Genomic DNA, 19,019 nt, shown 5'->3' with positions numbered 1-19,019 from the left:
GGGGTGAAGAAGCCGAAGGAATCCTGAGTTTAACCCAAGTTTTTTGAATCATGTCACGCCGTCGCCAAGCCGAAAAGAGGGAGTTCATCCCTGACCCGCGTTACCAAAGCCAGTTGGTCAGCCAGCTGATTAATATGGTAATGAGCCGGGGTAAAAAGAGTCTCGCCCAGCGCATCGTCTACTCTGCTTTCGAGCGGGTCAGCGAGAAGCTGGAAAAGGGCGATTCTGTTGATCTCCTCCTCGGAGCTCTCGAAAATGCGCGTCCGAAGCTCGAGGTGAAGAGCCGTCGAGTTGGGGGTGCTACTTATCAGGTGCCTGTTGAATTGACTTACGAACGCCAGCAGGGCCTCGCCCTTCGCTGGATGGTGGCGTCTGCCCGTGCCCGCAAGGGAATTTCCATGGGTGAGGCTCTCGCTAACGAAATAATCGATGCCTACAACGGCACTGGATCGGTGGTCCGCAAAAAGGAAGAAACTCACCGGATGGCACAGGCAAACCGTGCGTTTGCCCATCTCCGCTGGTGATTTAACTCCCCTGGAGCCTTGTTGAATTTAACGAAACCCCTGCCATGTCCGCCGCAATGGAGATACTCGATGTCAACGCCAAGGAGCGCAAATGCCCCTTGGAGCGGACTCGTAATATCGGGATAGCGGCACATATCGACGCAGGAAAGACGACTACGACCGAACGGATGCTCTACTACACGGGCGTCGTTCACAAGATCGGTGAAGTGCATGAGGGCACCGCAGTCACCGATTGGATGGAGCAGGAACGGGAGCGTGGGATCACGATTACCTCCGCAGCGATTTCCTGTGAATGGAACGCTAGCTGGGGTCCGTTTGCTGGCGAAAGCCATCGGATTAACATCATCGACACACCAGGGCACGTCGATTTTACCGCAGAGGTAGAGCGTTCTCTTCGGGTGCTCGACGGAGCGGTTGGCGTTTTTTGTGCGGTCGCTGGTGTGCAGCCACAGTCCGAGACCGTTTGGCGTCAGATGGATAAGTATTCCGTTCCTCGCATCGCATTCATCAACAAGATGGATCGGACTGGCGCGGATTTCCATGCGGCCGTCGATAGTATGCGTGATCGTCTGCGGGCGAACGCTCATCCGCTTTACCTGCCCATCGGTGCGGAGGAAAATTTCAAGGGCCTCATCGACTTGGTCGCCAGCAAGGCGATCCTCTATGATGAATCCGATCCCAAGGGAGTTCGTTTCGAGTTGATCGATATTCCCGCAGACTACCGCGATGAAGCCGCTGAATACCGTGAGAAGCTCATCGAGGCTCTTGCTGACTTTGACGACGAGCTTGCAACGACTTTTCTCGAAGGTGGGGAGGTCACCGAAGATGCGCTGCACACGGCGGTTCGGAAAGCGACCCTTTCCCGCGAGTTTGTTGGGGTGATTCCCGGTTCTGCATTCAAGAACAAGGGTGTGCAGCGCCTTCTGGATGCGATCATCGATTATCTTCCTTCGCCGGTCGACGTTCCCGCGATCCGTGGGGAGAGTTCTTCGGGGGACGAAGTAAGCGTCCACGCGGATGACAACTCACAGATGGCTGGCTTGGCCTTCAAGCTGATGACCGATCCGTTTGTGGGGAAACTCGTGTTTTTCCGAGTGTATTGCGGGCAGCTCCGCAAAGGAATGTCGGTCTACAACCCACGCACCCGCAAGAGTGAGCGCATCAGCCGCCTCATGATCATGAAGGCTGACTCCCGTGAAGACATCGAAGTGGCATTTTCGGGGGACATTTGTGCGATTATCGGCGCCAAAGATGTGGTCACTGGGGATACCCTTTCTGAGAAGGCTCTGGACATTCGTCTGGAGCCTCCTTCGTTTCCGGAGCCTGTCATCTCGATGTCGATCGAGCCGAACTCCAAAGCAGATTCGGAGAAAATGTCTCTTGGACTGCAGCGTTTGGCCGAAGAGGATCCGACTTTCGTCGTTAGCTCGGATGCTGAAACCGGACAGACCCTGATCGCCGGAATGGGCGAGCTTCACCTGGAAATCATCCGCGACCGTCTCTTCCGTGAGTTCAAAGTCGATGCGGAAGCAGGCCGTCCGCAGATCGCCTACCGCGAGACTATCAAGGCGAGCGCCGAGGCCGAAGGAAAATTCATCCGCCAGTCAGGTGGTCGTGGCCAATACGGTCACTGCGTTATCCGGATCGAGCCCAACGAGAAGGGCGAGGGCATGGAGCTGGTAAACGACATCGTTGGAGGAGTGATTCCGCGCGAGTTTATCAAGCCCACTTTCGACGGGATCAAGGAGGCGTCCCAAAACGGAGTGACCGCCGGTTATCCAGTCATCGATTTCAAAGTTCACTTGATCGATGGTTCATTCCACGACGTCGATTCTTCGGAAATGGCGTTTAAAATGGCCGGCATCTTCGCCTTCAAGGAAGCGATGAGACTCGCCAGCCCGATTCTTCTTGAGCCGATCATGAAGGTCGACGTTGAGTGCCCGGAGCAATTCCAGGGTGACGTTGTCGGTGATTTAAACCGTCGCCGCGGTCAGATCCAAAACATGACCACGCGCAACGAACTTACCTCAATCCACTCTTTCGTTCCCCTCGAAACCATGTTCGGTTATGCAACAGACGTCCGTTCGTTGAGCAAGGGGCGCGCAACCTACACGATGGAACCCTCTCATTTTGAGCAGGTGCCTTCCAGCGTTCTCTCCAAAATCGTCGAAACCTCTCCTCAGACCTTCCGTGGAGGAAATAACTAAATTTTGCCTACAATGAGTAAACCACGCATACGCATTAAACTGAAAGGGTTCGACTATCGGATCGTTGACCAGTCCACTAGTGACATCGTCGACACAGCGAAGCGCTCCGGCGCTCGGGTTTCCGGCCCGATTCCCCTTCCCACGCGAATTGAAAAGTTCACCGTGAATCGTTCTCCTCACGTGGATAAAAAATCGATGGACCAATTCGAGTTAAGGTCTCATTCTCGTCTGCTTGATATCATCGAGCCGACTGCAAATACGGTGGATGATCTAAAAAAACTCAACCTTCCCGCTGGTGTGGAAATTACGATTAACGTCTAGTTTTCCACTTTTCGCACTTTCATTTCGTAAACAAAAAAACAGTCTAACCAACTACACTACTAACCACTAATGCAGGGCCCTCCCGGTTCAATGGAGGAATTTCCAACCCCCCTGCCTCTTGGATATGAGCTTTTTACTGATCGGAAAAAAGATCGGCATGACCCAGGTGTTTGATGAAAACAACCGCCTCCTGCCGGTGACTGTATTGGAAGCGGGTCCTTGCCCAGTGACTCAACTGAAGACCGTTGAAACGGATGGCTACGAAGCTGTTCAGATTGGCTATGGTCCTCAAAAGGAAAGCCGTCTTTCCCAGCCCGAGCTGGGGCACTTGAAGAAGGCTGGCGTGGATCCGGTTCGGATTCTGCAGGAGTTTCGCACCAACGGCGACGGAGAGTCTTACGACCTCGGACAAACCCTCACCGTCGAGAAGTTCGAAGCGGGTGAGAAGGTTGACGTCATCGGTGTTTCAAAGGGCCAGGGGTTTCAGGGTGTTGTCAAGCGCCACGGTTTCAGTGGCGGTCCTGCGAGTCACGGTTCGATGACTCACCGGCGTGGTGGTTCATACGGTTTTTGTCAGGATCCCGGTCACGTGATCAAGGGCAAGAAAATGCCGGGTCACATGGGCAGCCGTCGCCGGACGGTCCAAAATCTGCGTATCGTTAAAGTGGATACGGAGAAGAATCTGCTTTTGGTGAAGGGAAGCCTTCCGGGAGCCAACGGTAGTCTCGTTACCGTGCGCCCAGCCAAGAAGCGCAAGAAGGCTGCTGCCTGAGATTGATAGCTGAAGGAGTGCAACAATGGATTTGAAGTATTATTCTGCAGACGGATCCGGAGGCGAGGAACGTGCCTTCGATTCCTTTCCCACCTTTGAGGATGCGAAGGGGAGAATGGCTCTCCGTCAGGTAATTATCGCGACCCAAGCCAATCTTCGTCAGGGCAATGCGTCCACGAAGACACGGGGTGAGGTTGCCGGTTCCGGAAAGAAGATGTTCCGCCAGAAGGGCACAGGCATGGCTCGTCGGGGTCCCAAGCGCACACCACTCCTTCGTGGAGGAGGCGTAGCATTCGGCCCGAAGCCACGGGACTACTCGCAAAAAGTGAACCGGAAGGTGCGCAAGCTCGCTCTGGCACGTGCACTGTTTGAACAGGGTAAATCCGGTTCGGTTGCGGTTATCGAGAAATGGGAAGCTGCCGAGCCAAAGACCAAGGCGTTCAACGAGCTCGTCAGCAAGATCCAGCCGTCTCGCCGGATTCTTATTGTTGATGACGAAATCTCGGACAATGTCGCCCTTTCCGGTCGCAACATCGCCCGCGTTCATTTCGTCGAGTCCGCGACTCTGAGCGCTTTCGACGTTGTTCGTTTCGATATGGTGGTATTCAGCGAGAAGGCACTTCAGACCGTCCTCGCACGCGTGAACGGAGGTGAATCATGATTGAGCCAGCAAGAGTTTTGAAGGAAAGCCGCGTTACCGAGAAGGCGACCAACCTGACCGCAAACCTGAACCAATACACCTTCGAGGTGTTTAAGGATGCTACCCGGACGCAAGTGAAGCAGGCGGTGGAGCAGGTGTTTAAGGTGGATGTTGCCAAGGTGAACATCATGAACGTGAAGCCTCGGACGAAGCCAAACCGCATGCGCCGTAATCAGCCTGGCCACATTGCCGGATTGAAGAAGGCGGTTGTTACCCTGAAAGAGGGTAGCTCGATTGAAATGGTCTAAGGTCCAGACAACGGAGAACGAAAGATGCCAAACATTGAATTTAACCCAGTAACTCCCGGTCAGCGGCACTACGTCCGCAACCACCAGGAAGTTTCGAAGAAGCGTCCGGAGCGTCGTCTCACCAGCTCGCGCCACAACCCGAAGGGCCGCAACGCCTACGGTCGGATCACTTCCCGCCGTCGTGGAGGTGGACACAAGCGCCTGTACCGTGAGATCGATTTCAAGCGGAACAAGCTGGATATCCCGGCAACCGTCCGCGAGATCGAGTACGATCCAAACCGCTCCGCGTTCCTCGCTCTGCTCTTCTACGCCGATGGTGAAAAGCGCTACATCCTTGCGCCCAACCGCGTAAAGGTTGGGGACACGATTCTCGCTTCCATGAAGGCCGACGGTGAGTTCCACCCAGGGTTTTCCTATCCGCTCTCTGAAATTCCTCCAGCGACTCGCATTCACTGCGTGGAGATGGAGCCTGGTAAAGGGGCACAGATCGCTCGCGGTGCCGGAACCGGCGCGCAGTTGGTTTCGGTCGATGGAGACCGCGCTACGCTTAAAATGCCTAGCGGCGAAATCCGCCTCGTTCATTCCCGCTGCCGCGCGACCATTGGCCAAGTGGGCAACCTCGGGCATTCCAACCAGTCTCTCGGCAAGGCCGGAAGAAGCCGTTGGAAGGGACGTCGTCCCCGCGTTCGTGGTGTTGCGATGAACCCTGTCGATCACCCAATGGGTGGTGGGGAAGGCCGCACCTCCGGTGGTGGTCATCCGGTTTCACCATGGGGACAGCTCTCCAAGGGATATCCGACCCGTCGCAAGTCCAAGCCTTCCAACTCTATGATCCTCGTCCGGAGAAACGGACGTAAGATGAAACGCTAACCCGCTATTTACTGAAAAACTACCATGGCCCGTTCCATCAAAAAAGGATTCTTCGTGGATCCCAGCCTTGCCAAGAAAGTTGAGGAAGCGCAGCGCGCGAGCTCCCGCAAGCCGATTCAAACTTGGTCCCGCCGTTCCACTATTACGCCGGACTTCGTTGGCCTGAACCTCAATGTCCACAACGGCCGTTCCTTCGTTCCTGTCTACGTGACCGAAAACATGGTGGGGCACAAGCTCGGTGAGTTTGCGCTCACTCGTGCCTTCAAGTCTCACAACCCTCACACCCAACGGTAAATTTCTCTTTGATGTCCTTTCGTTCCTACAGGCTAGCCTTGCTGTTGCTCCCTCTTCTTGGAGTAGTCCTCTCGGCAGCACCTTCCCGTCCCGGTTTTGTGGATTCCCTCGAGCCGTCGAATGAGGCGGAGGTTGTGCGGGTGGTCGTGGGTAGTGAAGCCGATCTGGTTGTCCTTTCCGCAGGATGGCTGGAAGGGTTTCGGAACGGGATGGCCTGCGTCGTGATCGACGGGCAACAACGCACCGGTGAGATCTTGCTCGTGGACGTGCGTCTGAATCACGCCGTTGGGCTGATTCTCAATCGACCCGAGGACGCCGGAATCGAACCCGGCAACTCTGTCATCGTCAAAACTTTCACTTTTTCCAGCTAGAGCCATGCAAATACAAGCTTACACCAAATACGCGAGAATGTCCTCGAAGAAGGTCCGCGATGTCGCCCGCGAGATCCAGGGCCGCAACGCTGCTGAGGCACTTGACCTCCTTCGGTTTATTCCCCGTAAGTCAGCCCGCCTTCTCCGCAAGACGCTTCAATCAGCGATCGCGAATGCAGAGAACAACAACAATCTGGTAGCTGACAACCTCATCGTGGAGCGCGCGCTCATCGAAGAAGGTCCTGCTCTCAAGCGTTTCCGCCCGGCCTCCCGCGGTTCGGCTCACCCCTACAGCAAGAAAACCTGCCACATCAAGATCGTCCTGAACGACGAGGCGTAACTCACTTTTATTCATCATGGGTCAAAAAGTAAATCCAATCGGTTTCCGTCTTTCGGTCCGCCGCAACTGGCGTGCTCGCTGGTATGCGCGCAAGAACGACTTCGCTCCTCAACTCAAAGAGGACATCGCGATCCGTTCCTTTCTCGACAAGCGGTTGCGGGCGGCCTCCGTCCCCCACGTTTTCATCGAGCGTGCCTCCAACCGCATCCGCGTCACGATCCACACCGCTCGTCCGGGTATGGTGATCGGTCGACGCGGCCAGGATCTCGAACGGATGAAGGCAGACCTGAACAAGAAGGTCGGCAAGGAAGTCCTTCTCGAGGTTCAGGAAATCAAAAAGCCTGACCTCGTGGCTGGTTTGGTAGCGGAAAATGTGGCTTTGCAGCTCGAACGACGGATTTCCTTCCGCCGTGCGATGAAGCGTGCGGTTCAAACGACCATGGCTATGGGTGCTGAAGGGATCCGCATCCAGGTGAGCGGTCGCTTGGGTGGTGCTGACATTGCCCGGACCGAGCAGCAGCGTTCCGGCCGCGTGCCACTTCACACCCTGCGTGAGAACATCGACTATGGTTTTGCAGAAGCGCAGACCGTTTACGGAAAAATCGGAATCAAGTGCTGGCTCTGCCTGAAGCCGGAAGACGTGCAATTTTAACTGATTAGGGAGACGACGAACAATGCCTCTGCTACCATCGAGAACTAAATACCGGAAGGTCCACAAAGGACGCGTCCGGGGGAAAGCCAAGGGGGGAGATTACCTCGCGTTTGGCGATTTCGGAATTCAAACTCTAGACCGGGGACGGATGACTGCGCGTCAGATTGAAGCGGCGCGTGTCGCGATTAACCGTCACCTGAAGAGAAAAGGGAAGGTCTGGATTCGTGTATTTCCTCATCGTCCTGTGACCAAGAAGCCCGCGGAAACCCGCATGGGTAAAGGAAAGGGTGGCGTAGAATACTGGGCAGCTGTGATTAAGCCCGGCACGATCCTTTTCGAAGTGTCTGGCTGCAGCGTAACTGCTGCACGCGAGGCCTTCCGCAAGGCAGACGGTAAGCTGCCGTTCCGCTGTCGTTTTGTGAGCCGCGAAGTGCTCGATTGATCGGAAAGAGGGTTAAATCATGAAGAGCAAAGAAGCTAGAGAACTTTCCGTCGTGGAAATCGAAAAGAAGATCCGCGATGCGAGAACAGAGTTGGTCACCCTCCGTTTGCGGAAGCAGACAGGGCAGGTGGAAAAGCCACACCTACTGCGTGAGATTCGCCGTGACCTCGCCCGTTTCCAAACGATTTTGAAGGAAAAGAAGACTGCGGAAGCCGCTACGGCTTCCTGATAAAAGGAAGAATTAACTATGAGTGAGCGTAACAGCCGCAAGGATTTGATTGGTGTCGTCAGCTCCCGTTCCGGAGAGAAGACGATCAAGGTCACGTATTTTTATAAGATCCCGCATCCTTTGTATAAGAAGGAGATTAAGCGGAAGACCGTGCTTCATGTGCACGACGAAAAGAACGAGTGCAAAGTTGGTGACAAGGTTGAGGTCATGGAGACCCGTCCTCTGAGCAAGCTGAAGCGCTGGCGCGTCGTTCGTGTGGTGGAAGCTGCACCCACGTTGTAAATCAGGATTGGATAAACCGAGGATCGACCAATGATTCAGATGCAAACCCGAGTAGATGTAGCGGACAACAGTGGCGCAAAGGTTGCCCAGATGATCCGGCGCATCGGTCAAAGTAAGAAAACGGCTTCGGTCGGAGATGTCATTGTCTGCAACGTCAAGGAAAGTGCGACGGATGCGACGGTAAAGAAGGGCGAAGTGGTTCAGGCGGTCGTCGTTCGCACAAAAGCACCGATTCGGCGCGCCGACGGCAGCTACCTTCGTTTCGATGGGAACGCCGTAGTCATCATCAACAAGGATGGTAACCCCCGTGGCACTCGCATCTTCGGACCGGTCGCGCGTGAATTACGCGGTAAATTTATGAAAATCATCTCCCTAGCACCGGAGGTACTGTAAGATGGCTACAAAAATTAGAAAAGGCAGTGACGTCGTCGTGATCGCGGGCGAACACAAAGGCGCTACCGGAAAAATCCTACAGATGATTCCAGCGAAGGAGCGGGTCCTCGTTGAGGGTGTGAACATGCGGAAGCGTCACGAGCGTCGCACACAGGACTCCGAGGGGGGTATCGTTGAACGTGAGTCTTCGATCCATATCTCGAATGTGATGCTTCAGTCAAAGAAGGAGGCACGCGCCAAGAGCTAACCTGTGAAATTTTCTTGCTTTGAAAAAGGGTGGGTTCATTCTCCTCCGCTTTTCTCGGCAAGCTTAACCCCCGGGTCGGAAATCCGGAATAACAATGAGCAAACCAAAATTACAATCAGTCTATCAAGAGTCCATTCTCCCTGAATTGATGAAGGAGAAGGGCTATAAGAACGCACTCGAAGTGCCTCGCCTGACCAAGGTGGTGATCAACACTGGCGTTAGTGCTAGTCTCGACAAGTCAGCGGTTGAAGAAGCAGCCAAGGACCTTGGCTCGATCGCGGGGCAGAAGGCGGTGATCACTCGCGCGAAGAAGAGTATCTCAAACTTCAAGTTGAGAGAAGGCATGCCAATTGGAGCAAAGGTGACTTTGCGTGGTGCCCGCATGTGGGACTTCGTTTACCGTTGCCTCAACATCGCGCTGCCGAACATTCGCGACTTCCGTGGGGTCCCCAACAAACTCGACGGCGGAGGAAACTTCACCCTCGGAATTTCCGACCACACGATCTTTCCTGAAATCTCTACTGACGGCAGCAAGCGCACCGTTGGGATGGACATCACTTTTGTTACCTCGGCAACCACCGACGATGACGGCCACGACCTTCTGGCCCGTCTGGGTATGCCTTTCCGCAAGAGCTCGTCCTCGGAGGCCGAAGCAGCTGCAGCTTAACTTTTATTGAATTCACTACCATGGCCAAAAAGTCAGCAATCCAACGTAATTTGAAGCGGGTCCGTCTCGAAGAGAAGTATCGGGCGAAGCGCAAGGATTTGAAGAAAAAGCTCCTCGATCCGGATCTCTCTGACGAGGAATTCTTTAAGGCGCAAAAGCAGCTTTCCAAGCTCCCCCGGAATTCGTCTCCGGTGCGGTTGCGTAACCGCTGTGCGGTAACCGGCCGCCCACGCGCTTACATCCGCAAGTTCGGACTTTCCCGTATCACATTTCGTGAGATGGCCAGCGAAGGGAAGATTCCCGGAGTGACCAAATCATCCTGGTAATCAGAAGGAGCGAAAGAAAATGGCTATTCACGATACTATCGGAGACTTTCTCACCGCGATCCGCAACGGAAGCCGCGCGGGTAGGGAAACGATCGAAACTCCCTTTTCCAAGATGCGCCTCGCGATTGGAGAGATCCTCGTCAAGGAGGGCTATCTGAACAAGTGTGAGAAGATCGAAGTCCGGACCAACGTTCCGGCGATTCGCATTGACCTGAAATACGTGAGGAACGTTCCAGCAATTACCGACGTGCAGCGTGCCAGCCGTCCTGGCTGCCGCCGATACACGTCTTCCGACGAGATGCCCAAGGTTCTCGGAGGTCTTGGCTTTTCGATTATTTCGACGCCGAAGGGTGTGCTAAAGGATTCGGAAGCCCGCCGCCAAAAAGTGGGGGGCGAGGTTGTTTGTGAAGTCTGGTGATCGCAGAAAAGAGGAAAAATCATGAGCAGAATTGGAAAACTTCCGGTGGCGATTCCGGACAAGGTGAAAGCCGAGATTACAGACAACACGGTCAAGATTGATGGTCCGAAAGGATCTCTCTCCCAAACGTTTGACACTTCGGTGAAGATTGAGTTTGCCGATGGCGAGATTCGGGTCTCCCCGAACGACTCCAGCCGCCGTGCGAAGGCCATGTATGGCACTGCCCGGTCGATCATCGCAAATATGGTTGCCGGGGTTGTCGATGGCTTCAGTAAAAAGCTTTTCATCGAAGGTGTTGGATTCCGGGCTTCGGTAAGCGGGAAAGTGCTGAACCTTGCCCTCGGTTACTCACACCCGATCAACTTCGCGATCCCTGAGGGAATCACGATCACGGTTGCGGATAACACGAAAGTGACTGTCGAAGGTGCCGACAAACAGGTTGTTGGTGCTTGCGCGGCAAGTATCAAGAACTACTACCCGGCCGAACCTTACAAAGGTAAGGGCGTTCGGATCGAAGGTGAGTTTGTACGTCGTAAGGAAGGAAAGAAGACCGCGTAAACTGACGGAGGATTATTATGAAACTTGCGAAAAAGAAGAAGCTGGCGCAAAACCGCCGGTGGCGAATTCGAAAGAAGATCAGCGGAACGGCCGAGCGTCCCCGTTTGACGGTTTGTTTTTCCAACAAGCACATCTATGCCCAGTGCATTGATGATGTGGAAGGAAAGACTTTGGTTTACGTTTCCTCGCTCACCAAGGATGGCGAAGGTTCCAAGCCAAACATTGAGGGTGCTCGCGCTCTGGGTGAAAAAGTTGCCTCATTGGCCAGTGAGAAGGGGATTGAGTCCGTGGTCTTTGACCGGGCTGGCCGCCTCTATCATGGATGTGTAAAAGCCTTCGCCGAAAGTGCGCGGGAGAACGGATTAAAGTTTTAAAGAATGAGAAATTCAAACACCAGTCGCTCTCCGGCTCCGGAACCGGAAGAATCGGAATTCGTTGAGAAAGTCGTCCACATCAACCGTTGCGCGAAGGTCGTAAAGGGCGGACGTCGTTTTAGTTTTGCTGCACTCGTTGTCGTCGGTGACCGCAAGGGCAAAGTCGGTTTCGGTTACGGCAAGGCTAAGGAAGTCCCAGAAGCGATCCGCAAGGGAACGGAGCAGGCGCACAAGCACATGGTTCCGATCGACTTTAGCGGTGACACGATTCCACATCCTGTTGTGGGTGAAGCAGACGGAGGTAAGGTCCTTCTTCGCCCTGCCAGTGAGGGAACGGGAATTATTGCTGGCGGTGGAGTGCGTGCTGTGCTCGAGGCCGCTGGAATCAAGAATGTCCTTTCGAAGTCACTCGGTTCCAACAACCAACTGGCGATGGTAAACGCGACAATGGCTGGCTTGCTCACCCTTCGCACGGCGAAGACGCGTGAGGAACTGCATGCTGAGGCCACCGTCGCGGTGTAACCTACAGAATGAAATACGATGAAACTGCACGAAGTAATTGATAGTAACGGGTCGAACCGCCAGAAGCGCCGCCTTGGTAAGGGCGAAGGCAACGGTCATGGCAAGACCTGTGGGCGCGGCCACAAGGGAAGCAAGTCGCGGTCAGGCTACAGCATTCAGCCGGGTTTTGAAGGCGGTCAGATGCCCTTGTTCCGCAAGCTACCTCGCCGCGGATTCAGCAACTTCAAGTTCCACAAGGGATACGCGATCGTCAATCTGGGCGACTTGGGGCGTCTCGAAGACGGGGTAACCGAGGTGGACCGTGAGGTGCTTGTAAAAGCGGGCCTGGTTCGGGACAATTCGATGCCTCTCAAGGTGTTGGGCAATGGCGAGATTGCTGCAGCCTTGACCGTCAAAGCAGCAAAATTCTCTGCTTCCGCGAAAGAGAAGATCGAAGCTGCTGGTGGAAAGGCAGTCGAAGGTTGATTCAACCATCGGTCACTGAGCGAGTGGCTCTTTAGAACGGAATATGCTTTCTGCTTTTACCAATTGCCTGAAGATTCCTGAGCTTCGTCAGCGGATCTTCTTTACACTTGCGTTGCTGTTTATCGCCCGGGTCGGGGCGAATATCCCAATGCCCGGAATCGATCCGGCACCGATCAAGGCGTTCTTTGCGGATCAGGCATCCGCTGGTGGTGGGCTAATTGGTTTTTACAACATGTTCACCGGGGGTGCGCTTCTGAACGGGGCGATCTTCGCGCTTGGGGTGATGCCTTACATCAGCGCGTCGATTATCATGCAGTTGATGGGCGCGGTTTTCCCGGCACTGGCTCGATTGCAGCAGGAAGGTGATGTTGGGCGGCAAAAGATTAGCCAGTATACCCGCTACCTGACGATCGTGATCTGTATCGTTCAGGCGATCCTCTTGATCACGGCGCTGGAGAAGAATCCGGGAACATTGATTGGGGGCGATTTCAATCCTGCGGTTTATGGCAGTATAGTTGTGTCCGGACATCTCTGGTTTCTGGTCTTCGGGACAGTGATACTGACCTGCGGAACCGTGATCCTCATGTGGTTGGGAGAGCAAATCACCCAAAGAGGAATTGGAAACGGAATCTCTTTGCTCATTACCGTTGGAATTCTCGCAGATCTCCCGAACGCTATCGTAACGGCCTACCGCATGTTCAATGCACCTCCCGGTAGTGAGGCTGCGGATCTGGGATTGCCGCACGCGATTCTGATGATTGTTCTTCTGCTCGTGGTGACTGCTGGAATTGTTGCGGTCACTCAGGCGCAGCGGAAAATCCCGGTCCAGTATGCAAAGCGGGTTGTGGGTCGTAAGGTTTACGGAGGTCAGAATTCCTTCCTCCCGCTCAAGGTGAATTACTCCGGAGTGATGCCGGTGATTTTTGCGAGCGCGATCCTCCTTTTTCCTGCCCAGATCCTACAGACTCTCGAAGGTGCGACTGGAATGACCTTCTTCGGTGACTTCGCCAGTTTCATGGCGCGGGGAACCTGGTTCTATTATCTGACCTATGGTCTGCTGATTTTGGTCTTCAGCTATTTCTGGGTGTCGCTGATGTTCAAGCCGATCCAAATTGCGGACGATTTGAAGAAGAACGGTGGGTTTGTCCCGGGGGTTCGTCCCGGTGAGCCGACGGCCCGGTTCCTTGACTTCGTCATGACTCGGTTGACTTTGGCGGGAGCGATGTTCCTCACCATCATCGCAGTCTTCCCAGACTTGTTGCTCTTCGTTTACAACGTGCCGTTTCAAGTCGCTATCTTTTTCGGAGGTACTGGAATGCTCATCACCGTCGGGGTTGTTCTCGACACCATGCGGCAGGTAGAAACCTTTCTCCTTCAGCGTCACTACGACGGATTCCTGAAGAAGGGACGGATTCGTGGTAAGAGCCAGCAGGCGCGAAACCGCCAGATGATGGAGTCAATGGAGATTTCGGATTTCTGGAAAGTGTGGCGACCGCTTCTGATTCTCTCGGCAATTCTCTTTATTCTCGGTTTGGTCGCTTCGTTCGTTCGGTAGGGTGAGCGGAGAATCCTCGGATCGAGATGGCGAACGTCCAACATCGAACGTCCAACACTGAGCATTTAACTGGATTCTTTCGAAGTTGGACGTTCAGAGTTCAAAGTTCTCTATCTACTTCGAAAGATTGGAAACTGTAAGCTGGGAACTGGATAACCTCTAAAGGATGCTAACCGAAAGCCAGATTCCCGTTCTTCGCGAGGCGTGCCAGATTGCTGCTCGGGTGTTGGCTGATCTCTGTGATCAGGTTGAGGTGGGAATGAATACCTACGATCTGGACCAGTTGGGAAAGAAGCGCATTGCTGAAATGGGTGCTGAAAGTGCCTGCTATCAATATCGCGTGCGTGAACTCTTTTTCCCATCTCACACCTGCCTTTCGCTCAATAGTGAGGTGGTTCACGGAATCGGCCGCTTGGATCGAGAGATCAAGGAAGGAGACTTACTGTCGGTCGACGTTTGTGTGCGGTTCCAGGGGATGATTGGAGACAACGCCCGCACTGTCTTGATAGGGAAAGGTAGTGCAAAAGATGAGAAATTACTCGCCGTAACGAAAGCGGCGTTAGAAGAAGGCATCTCAAAAGCTCATGCGGGTAATCGAGTCGGTGAAATTTCCCACGCGGTGCAGTCCTACGTTGAGCGAAACGGATTCAGTGTGGTTAGGGATTTTGTCGGGCATGGAGTAGGCGAGACCATGCATGAGGATCCTCAGATTCCTAATTTTGGAAAGCGGCGCTCAGGTCAGAGGCTGAGGCCGGGTATGGCGCTTGCGATCGAACCCATGGTAAACGCTGGTAGCTACCGCATCGAAATGCTCGATGACGGTTGGACGGCCGTGACGAAAGACGGAAAGAACTCAGCCCACTTTGAGCATACGGTATTGGTGACTGAGGAAGGTCCTGAGATTTTGACAGTCGCTAAATAGTAAATCCAGCAGAGGTGTCGTCCGCTAACTGAATAGTGACTGCACCTTAAAACAATGCGATATATTCCGCGACTACTGCATCCTTAATCGCCTGGACCTGATTCTTCTTAAAATACTCGCCGGCGACCCGCACCCTAGGAGAGTCATCCATGCCGATAGGCATCGTGTAGTATCCTCGTTCATCTGGCTCGATTGCTAATGAATTGGTTTGAAGCCCAAAGGACTCTACAAACTCGAGGGCCTCTTCGTTGTCTCTCCGGGTAAGCGCACATCCGCGGGCGGAAAAGTGGACGAAATCGGCTTTCACATGGTCGCAAGCTTTGACGAAGAGTTCGTCGCGCATGTTGTCTTCATTAAAGTCGTTCCAACTGGCTAGTCGGTTCCTGCTTTTTTCCGAAAGGCGATTCAATGGAAGTAGAAAAACCTCACCGTCTGCCTGACGTTCAAGCTGTATAAAGGGGCCTTGCTTGCCTGTAACCTTCGCCACCAGCTCTCGGTTGTCACTACTCGTCAGAGTGATTGGACCACGGTTTTCAGGTGTTCCAAGGTCGAAGTTCGAAACCCTATCCACTGCGTCTTCGAGACTCAAAGGAAGGCGATCAAAAAGGTCGAAACGAAGTGCCGCCAAGATTGCCGCAGCTACGAGAAGAATGATGACCAGAGAACTCTTCATGACTACGAGTTATACTTTCCTAAGTTCGGTATTAATTGGTGTTTCTTATCGTTTTGCTAAGAATGCTCAGAAAGGTTGTTTGAAAGCATGAGGTTGCTCACCAAAAACCCGTGTAACTTAAGTCCTCCTCAAACATCGGCCCGACCTTGAAAAATTTCTGTTTCAGAGTCGAACCAATTTTGCGGCGATTCCTATGACTCTCACAGAAATTAAAATTCGAACGGACAAACTTTAGGTGGGCTAATCCTAAAGGCTTTCAGGAGACTGCGTTTGCGAAACTTTGTCGCGAAACCGGTATCTGCGATTCAGAAGGTTTCTGAAGAGAGAAACTGGTTGACGAAACTATTCTCTAGGGAAGCTGGATGGGGACTTCTGCGAGGACACGCGTCTGCATTCAAAATGCATCTATCGGGTCTTTTGTGATGCCTTCAGTTGATCGAGAATTTCTTCGATCTTGAGGACAATGGCAGCGAGTTTGTCTTTGTCTAAAGCATCCGGATGAGGATCGGAAAAAACTCCGAGGTCATTGTCGAAATATTTTCCAGAGGAATCTGCAAACTCGTCAGCCAGTGCGGCTCGGACCAATACCTCGGCCCCGATGTTTAGATCTTTTCCACTCATGCCAAAACCTTCTTTGACCATCTTAGTGGCTAGCAGGGATCCAGGATTTACGGCAACGATGACTGGCGCGCCGGGAGTGGCAGAAGCCATTTGGCGGGACCACATCGTGATGGCTAATTTGCTTTGCGCGTAGGCAGTCATGTTGTCGAGGCTGGTCTTTCCCATCAAAGCGGACAAGTCCACAGGAGCTTGCGCGGCGGAGGACAGGTTAATGATTCGGCCGGATTCATCAAAGAGGGACCAGAGCCGTTTTGTAAGAAGGTAGGGTGCGATGGTGTTTACAGCGAATCTCAGGTCCAGGCCGTCTTTTGTGAGTCTTTCGGGGCTTTTTAAGACGCCTGCGTTGTTGATCAGCACATCCAGTTTCTTGTGCTTATCCAAAACGGCGTTCGCAAGTGCTTCTACTTCCGCCATGTCCGTTAGATCGGCAACGTAGCTCTCTATCTCCTTACTCGTCGAGAGATCTCGAGCAATTCGAGTTAGCTTGGAAGGATTGCGGCCGTGGAGCAGGACATTGTGGCCAAGTGCAAGAAGGCGTCTTGACGTTTCGAGACCGATGCCATCTGTGGCACCGGTTATTAGGATTGTCTTTTGCATAGAGTGTCTCTGGGAGGTTAATCGAAGTGCCCGCTAAGGGGCAGAAAAGTGTGGAAGGACGGTATCGGCCAATCGTTCCAGAGTCGTTTCGATTCTTGCTCGATTGAAACGGAGATTCAGGGCGACGTGATTGATGCCTGCGTCTTCGAGGGCAGTGAGGTGTTTTAGAAGGTAGGCTGTTCCAGAGCGAAAGCCGAGATGTATTCCCTTCGGGTCAGTATTTGGATCTTCATCAAGATCAAGGTACAGTGATTGCATGATCGGCAGGGAGCGGGTTCCTGTGCTTTGGACAAGCTCTTTCGAATCACTCACGATAGCCTTCTGCATCGACGGGTTCCTTGGATAAAGTATCCATCCATCGCTGTTTTTTGCTATCCATTCAGGCGTCTGTCTACTGTGCCCAGTCACTAGCAAGGGGATTCTTCCGGAAGTCGGTTTAGGCAACATATCGATGTCGGACTTCAGATGTCCGTAGGAGTTTTCGAAGTCAGGATTTGTTTCCGCCATATGACGAATGTAGGCAAAACTATCACGGAAATTTTCTCCCCTTGTTTCAAATGGAAGATCAAGTGCAGGGTACTCATCAGGACGGTCTCCGGAGGCAACTCCGAGTAGGAATCGGCCGTTAGAGAGTGCATCTGCACTGGCTGCTGCTTTAGCCACATGTGCTGGGTGACGAAGTGGCAGGATGATGCTTGCCACACCGATGCCTATTGACTCGGTAAGACCTGCAATAAATCCGAGATAGACAAACGGATCGTAGATCTGACCAGCGTCTCCGAATGAGGGAACGTTAAAAGGTACATCCCGTAACCAGACTGCTGCAAAACCAAGCCTTTCTGCCTGTTGGATCCTTTCAACGTGATCCGCCATCGAAGGGATGGGGGAGTGAGGGTATGATTCGACTGGGACGGTCAAACCAATGCTCAATTTTCCGCTCTGAAACACCTGGTTGTACCCGCGGTTTATCGTTTCAAATCCTGTAGAGCATTGTTGTTGAATCATAACACTTGGACTATGGGTTGTCCGGCAAGGGATTCCGTAAAAAGGGTGAAATTAGATTCACAAGGTAAGCTCAGAGACTCTCCGGGAGGGACCACCTCCGTGTGGTCCGGGCGCCGGAGTGGTTGTTCGGCCAAAACGAAGCGGACGGGACGGAGCCCGTCCCTCCCCCAACACAGCACTTTCAATTGCACTCCCACAGACCGCCTTCTAATTCTAATCCTCAACGACCACTTTGCCCATGCCCTTTCCACTTTGAAGGCGAGCATAGGCATCGGATACTTGGTCGAGTGAAAAGCTGTTGTCATCCAGAACGGGTTTTAAGTCACCTTTTTCTGCGATCTCCTTAAGATCCTTCAGGATCGATGCATGCTCGTCGCGTTTATAATTGTGGAGCATCGGAATCAGCATGAAGACGACGTGGAGCGACAAGCCTTTGAAGTGAGCAACAGTCAGGTCCAATTCGCAAATCGACACGGTTGAGGCAATCTGACCATTAAGCGCAGCCGCGTTGAACGAATTCAGCATATTGGTGCCACCGACAGAATCGAAGATGACGTCGAATCCAGCACCACCGGTGTGTTTGCTGACATAATCTCCTACTGATTCGCTTTTGTAGTTAATGCCGGTTGCACCGAGCTTATCAATTAGAGCCAATTGTTTCTCTCCACCTCCTGTCGCAAACACGTGAGCTCCCCAATGGTTTGCCAGTTGGACCGCGATGTGGCCTACACCACCAGATCCACCATGAACAAGGACTCTCTGGCCGGCTTGGATGCCAGCGCGTTTCAGACCTTCGTAAGCTGTGATTGCCACTAAAGGTAGTGCTGCTGCCTCCCGCATGGAAAGATTCTTAGCCTTGTGGGCAACTAACTTACTGTCGGCCACAATGTATTCGGCCAAGGTGCCGGGAAGATCTGCAAGACCTCCTGCGCATCCGTAGACTTCATCTCCTACATTGTAGCCCTCGACGTCTTCTCCCACTTCTTCAATTGTTCCCGCAAAGTCCATTCCCAGGAGGGCGGGATTGTCTGGGGACAAAGGCAGTTCTTTCCCCATGTCGCGGATCATCGTGTCCACAGTGTTTACGCTCGACGCTGCGATCTTGACCAGAACATGGCCGGCCTTGATGTCCGGCTTCGCGATATCCGTCGCTTCAAAAGGAGTGCTTGGGCCGTACGAGTTTAGGAGCATTGCTTTCATGAGTGGTTTCTTAACTGGGTTCTAGATTTGTTTTGAGTTTATACAGTCTGTGGTGGGTCAGGAATGGCCCTTATTTCAGTGCATGTGAAGTCCTGATTTCAAGTTGTCGTTTGATCGTTGGTTGTTGGTTGTGTGTTGTTAGTTGAGTGAGTGTTTCGCCCCCATGGGGGCGGCGGGATTTTCGCAGTGGACCTGAGCTGGATATCGCATCTGAAGAGAGCGGT

Annotated in this window: 29 protein-coding genes; 25 read left to right on the top strand and 4 right to left on the bottom strand. The window is 53.2% G+C overall.

The annotated features are described in order from the left end of the window. Positions 1–50 precede the first annotated feature (50 nt). From rpsG to map, 25 genes are all read left to right on the top strand, one after another. Positions 51–524, top strand: coding sequence for a 30S ribosomal protein S7 (gene rpsG / locus AAGJ81_15425; GenBank protein MEM0967538.1), 474 nt, complete (start codon positions 51–53; stop codon positions 522–524). A 44-nt stretch (positions 525–568) separates the two neighbouring features. Next, complete coding sequence (fusA, locus tag AAGJ81_15420) at positions 569–2,731, top strand: elongation factor G (protein MEM0967537.1); 2,163 nt, start codon at positions 569–571, stop codon at positions 2,729–2,731. 12 nt (positions 2,732–2,743) lie between these two features. Then, positions 2,744–3,052 (top strand): 30S ribosomal protein S10, encoded by a 309-nt coding sequence (rpsJ, locus tag AAGJ81_15415; GenBank protein ID MEM0967536.1) that lies wholly within the window; start codon positions 2,744–2,746, stop codon positions 3,050–3,052. 124 nt (positions 3,053–3,176) lie between these two features. Next, positions 3,177–3,824: a 50S ribosomal protein L3 gene (gene rplC, locus AAGJ81_15410; protein MEM0967535.1), complete on the top strand. Its 648-nt coding sequence runs from the start codon at positions 3,177–3,179 to the stop codon at positions 3,822–3,824. A gap of 25 nt (positions 3,825–3,849) precedes the next feature. Continuing rightward, a complete protein-coding gene (rplD, locus tag AAGJ81_15405; protein ID MEM0967534.1) occupies positions 3,850–4,485 on the top strand; it encodes a 50S ribosomal protein L4 in 636 nt (211 codons plus the stop codon). Further along, positions 4,482–4,772 (top strand): 50S ribosomal protein L23, encoded by a 291-nt coding sequence (gene rplW, locus AAGJ81_15400; GenBank protein ID MEM0967533.1) that lies wholly within the window; start codon positions 4,482–4,484, stop codon positions 4,770–4,772. Before rplD ends, rplW begins: the two co-directional genes overlap by 4 nt. Before the next feature lie 24 nt (positions 4,773–4,796). After that, on the top strand, positions 4,797–5,642 hold the full coding sequence (gene rplB / locus AAGJ81_15395; GenBank protein MEM0967532.1) for a 50S ribosomal protein L2: 846 nt from the start codon (positions 4,797–4,799) through the stop codon (positions 5,640–5,642). Positions 5,643–5,666: 24 nt separating this feature from the next. After that, positions 5,667–5,936 (top strand): 30S ribosomal protein S19, encoded by a 270-nt coding sequence (gene rpsS / locus AAGJ81_15390; GenBank protein MEM0967531.1) that lies wholly within the window; start codon positions 5,667–5,669, stop codon positions 5,934–5,936. 11 nt (positions 5,937–5,947) lie between these two features. After that, positions 5,948–6,307, top strand: coding sequence for a hypothetical protein (locus AAGJ81_15385; protein MEM0967530.1), 360 nt, complete (start codon positions 5,948–5,950; stop codon positions 6,305–6,307). A 4-nt stretch (positions 6,308–6,311) separates the two neighbouring features. Continuing rightward, complete coding sequence (gene rplV, locus AAGJ81_15380; protein ID MEM0967529.1) at positions 6,312–6,647, top strand: 50S ribosomal protein L22; 336 nt, start codon at positions 6,312–6,314, stop codon at positions 6,645–6,647. Between the two features lie 16 nt (positions 6,648–6,663). Then, entirely contained in the window at positions 6,664–7,299 is a 636-nt protein-coding gene (gene rpsC, locus AAGJ81_15375) for a 30S ribosomal protein S3 (GenBank protein MEM0967528.1), read from the top strand. A 22-nt stretch (positions 7,300–7,321) separates the two neighbouring features. Further along, positions 7,322–7,741, top strand: coding sequence for a 50S ribosomal protein L16 (gene rplP / locus AAGJ81_15370; GenBank protein MEM0967527.1), 420 nt, complete (start codon positions 7,322–7,324; stop codon positions 7,739–7,741). A gap of 19 nt (positions 7,742–7,760) precedes the next feature. Then, positions 7,761–7,970, top strand: coding sequence for a 50S ribosomal protein L29 (gene rpmC, locus AAGJ81_15365; protein MEM0967526.1), 210 nt, complete (start codon positions 7,761–7,763; stop codon positions 7,968–7,970). 18 nt (positions 7,971–7,988) lie between these two features. Next, positions 7,989–8,252: a 30S ribosomal protein S17 gene (gene rpsQ / locus AAGJ81_15360; protein ID MEM0967525.1), complete on the top strand. Its 264-nt coding sequence runs from the start codon at positions 7,989–7,991 to the stop codon at positions 8,250–8,252. A gap of 30 nt (positions 8,253–8,282) precedes the next feature. After that, positions 8,283–8,645, top strand: coding sequence for a 50S ribosomal protein L14 (gene rplN / locus AAGJ81_15355; GenBank protein MEM0967524.1), 363 nt, complete (start codon positions 8,283–8,285; stop codon positions 8,643–8,645). Between the two features lies 1 nt (position 8,646). Beyond that, positions 8,647–8,892: a 50S ribosomal protein L24 gene (gene rplX, locus AAGJ81_15350; protein ID MEM0967523.1), complete on the top strand. Its 246-nt coding sequence runs from the start codon at positions 8,647–8,649 to the stop codon at positions 8,890–8,892. 94 nt (positions 8,893–8,986) lie between these two features. Continuing rightward, positions 8,987–9,559, top strand: a complete 573-nt coding sequence (rplE, locus tag AAGJ81_15345; GenBank protein MEM0967522.1) for a 50S ribosomal protein L5 — start codon at positions 8,987–8,989, stop codon at positions 9,557–9,559. 20 nt (positions 9,560–9,579) lie between these two features. Next, on the top strand, positions 9,580–9,885 hold the full coding sequence (rpsN, locus tag AAGJ81_15340) for a 30S ribosomal protein S14 (protein MEM0967521.1): 306 nt from the start codon (positions 9,580–9,582) through the stop codon (positions 9,883–9,885). A 19-nt stretch (positions 9,886–9,904) separates the two neighbouring features. After that, positions 9,905–10,303 carry a 30S ribosomal protein S8 gene (gene rpsH, locus AAGJ81_15335; protein ID MEM0967520.1) on the top strand — a complete coding sequence of 133 codons (399 nt, stop codon included), beginning with the start codon at positions 9,905–9,907 and terminating at the stop codon, positions 10,301–10,303. A 21-nt stretch (positions 10,304–10,324) separates the two neighbouring features. Continuing rightward, a complete protein-coding gene (gene rplF, locus AAGJ81_15330; protein ID MEM0967519.1) occupies positions 10,325–10,861 on the top strand; it encodes a 50S ribosomal protein L6 in 537 nt (178 codons plus the stop codon). Between the two features lie 17 nt (positions 10,862–10,878). After that, complete coding sequence (rplR, locus tag AAGJ81_15325) at positions 10,879–11,235, top strand: 50S ribosomal protein L18 (GenBank protein MEM0967518.1); 357 nt, start codon at positions 10,879–10,881, stop codon at positions 11,233–11,235. Positions 11,236–11,238: 3 nt separating this feature from the next. Continuing rightward, positions 11,239–11,757, top strand: a complete 519-nt coding sequence (gene rpsE, locus AAGJ81_15320) for a 30S ribosomal protein S5 (GenBank protein MEM0967517.1) — start codon at positions 11,239–11,241, stop codon at positions 11,755–11,757. A gap of 18 nt (positions 11,758–11,775) precedes the next feature. Next, entirely contained in the window at positions 11,776–12,222 is a 447-nt protein-coding gene (rplO, locus tag AAGJ81_15315) for a 50S ribosomal protein L15 (GenBank protein MEM0967516.1), read from the top strand. 43 nt (positions 12,223–12,265) lie between these two features. Further along, positions 12,266–13,777 carry a preprotein translocase subunit SecY gene (gene secY, locus AAGJ81_15310; GenBank protein ID MEM0967515.1) on the top strand — a complete coding sequence of 504 codons (1,512 nt, stop codon included), beginning with the start codon at positions 12,266–12,268 and terminating at the stop codon, positions 13,775–13,777. Between the two features lie 166 nt (positions 13,778–13,943). Continuing rightward, on the top strand, positions 13,944–14,699 hold the full coding sequence (gene map, locus AAGJ81_15305; GenBank protein ID MEM0967514.1) for a type I methionyl aminopeptidase: 756 nt from the start codon (positions 13,944–13,946) through the stop codon (positions 14,697–14,699). Positions 14,700–14,745: 46 nt separating this feature from the next. Here map and AAGJ81_15300 read toward each other — a convergent pair whose 3' ends face one another. The 4 genes from AAGJ81_15300 to AAGJ81_15285 all read right to left on the bottom strand — a co-directional run bounded on the left by AAGJ81_15300 (position 14,746) and on the right by AAGJ81_15285 (position 18,795). Continuing rightward, complete coding sequence (locus tag AAGJ81_15300) at positions 14,746–15,372, bottom strand: hypothetical protein (protein MEM0967513.1); 627 nt, start codon at positions 15,370–15,372, stop codon at positions 14,746–14,748. A gap of 405 nt (positions 15,373–15,777) precedes the next feature. Then, on the bottom strand, positions 15,778–16,590 hold the full coding sequence (locus tag AAGJ81_15295) for an SDR family NAD(P)-dependent oxidoreductase (GenBank protein MEM0967512.1): 813 nt from the start codon (positions 16,588–16,590) through the stop codon (positions 15,778–15,780). A gap of 33 nt (positions 16,591–16,623) precedes the next feature. Further along, positions 16,624–17,595 (bottom strand): LLM class oxidoreductase, encoded by a 972-nt coding sequence (locus tag AAGJ81_15290; GenBank protein ID MEM0967511.1) that lies wholly within the window; start codon positions 17,593–17,595, stop codon positions 16,624–16,626. Between the two features lie 213 nt (positions 17,596–17,808). Beyond that, on the bottom strand, positions 17,809–18,795 hold the full coding sequence (locus AAGJ81_15285; GenBank protein ID MEM0967510.1) for a zinc-dependent alcohol dehydrogenase family protein: 987 nt from the start codon (positions 18,793–18,795) through the stop codon (positions 17,809–17,811). Positions 18,796–19,019 lie beyond the last annotated feature (224 nt).

The organism is Verrucomicrobiota bacterium (genome assembly GCA_038744685.1).
Lineage (GTDB): Bacteria > Verrucomicrobiota > Verrucomicrobiia > Opitutales > Puniceicoccaceae > Puniceicoccus.
This window is presented reverse-complemented; position numbering and strand designations above follow the sequence as displayed.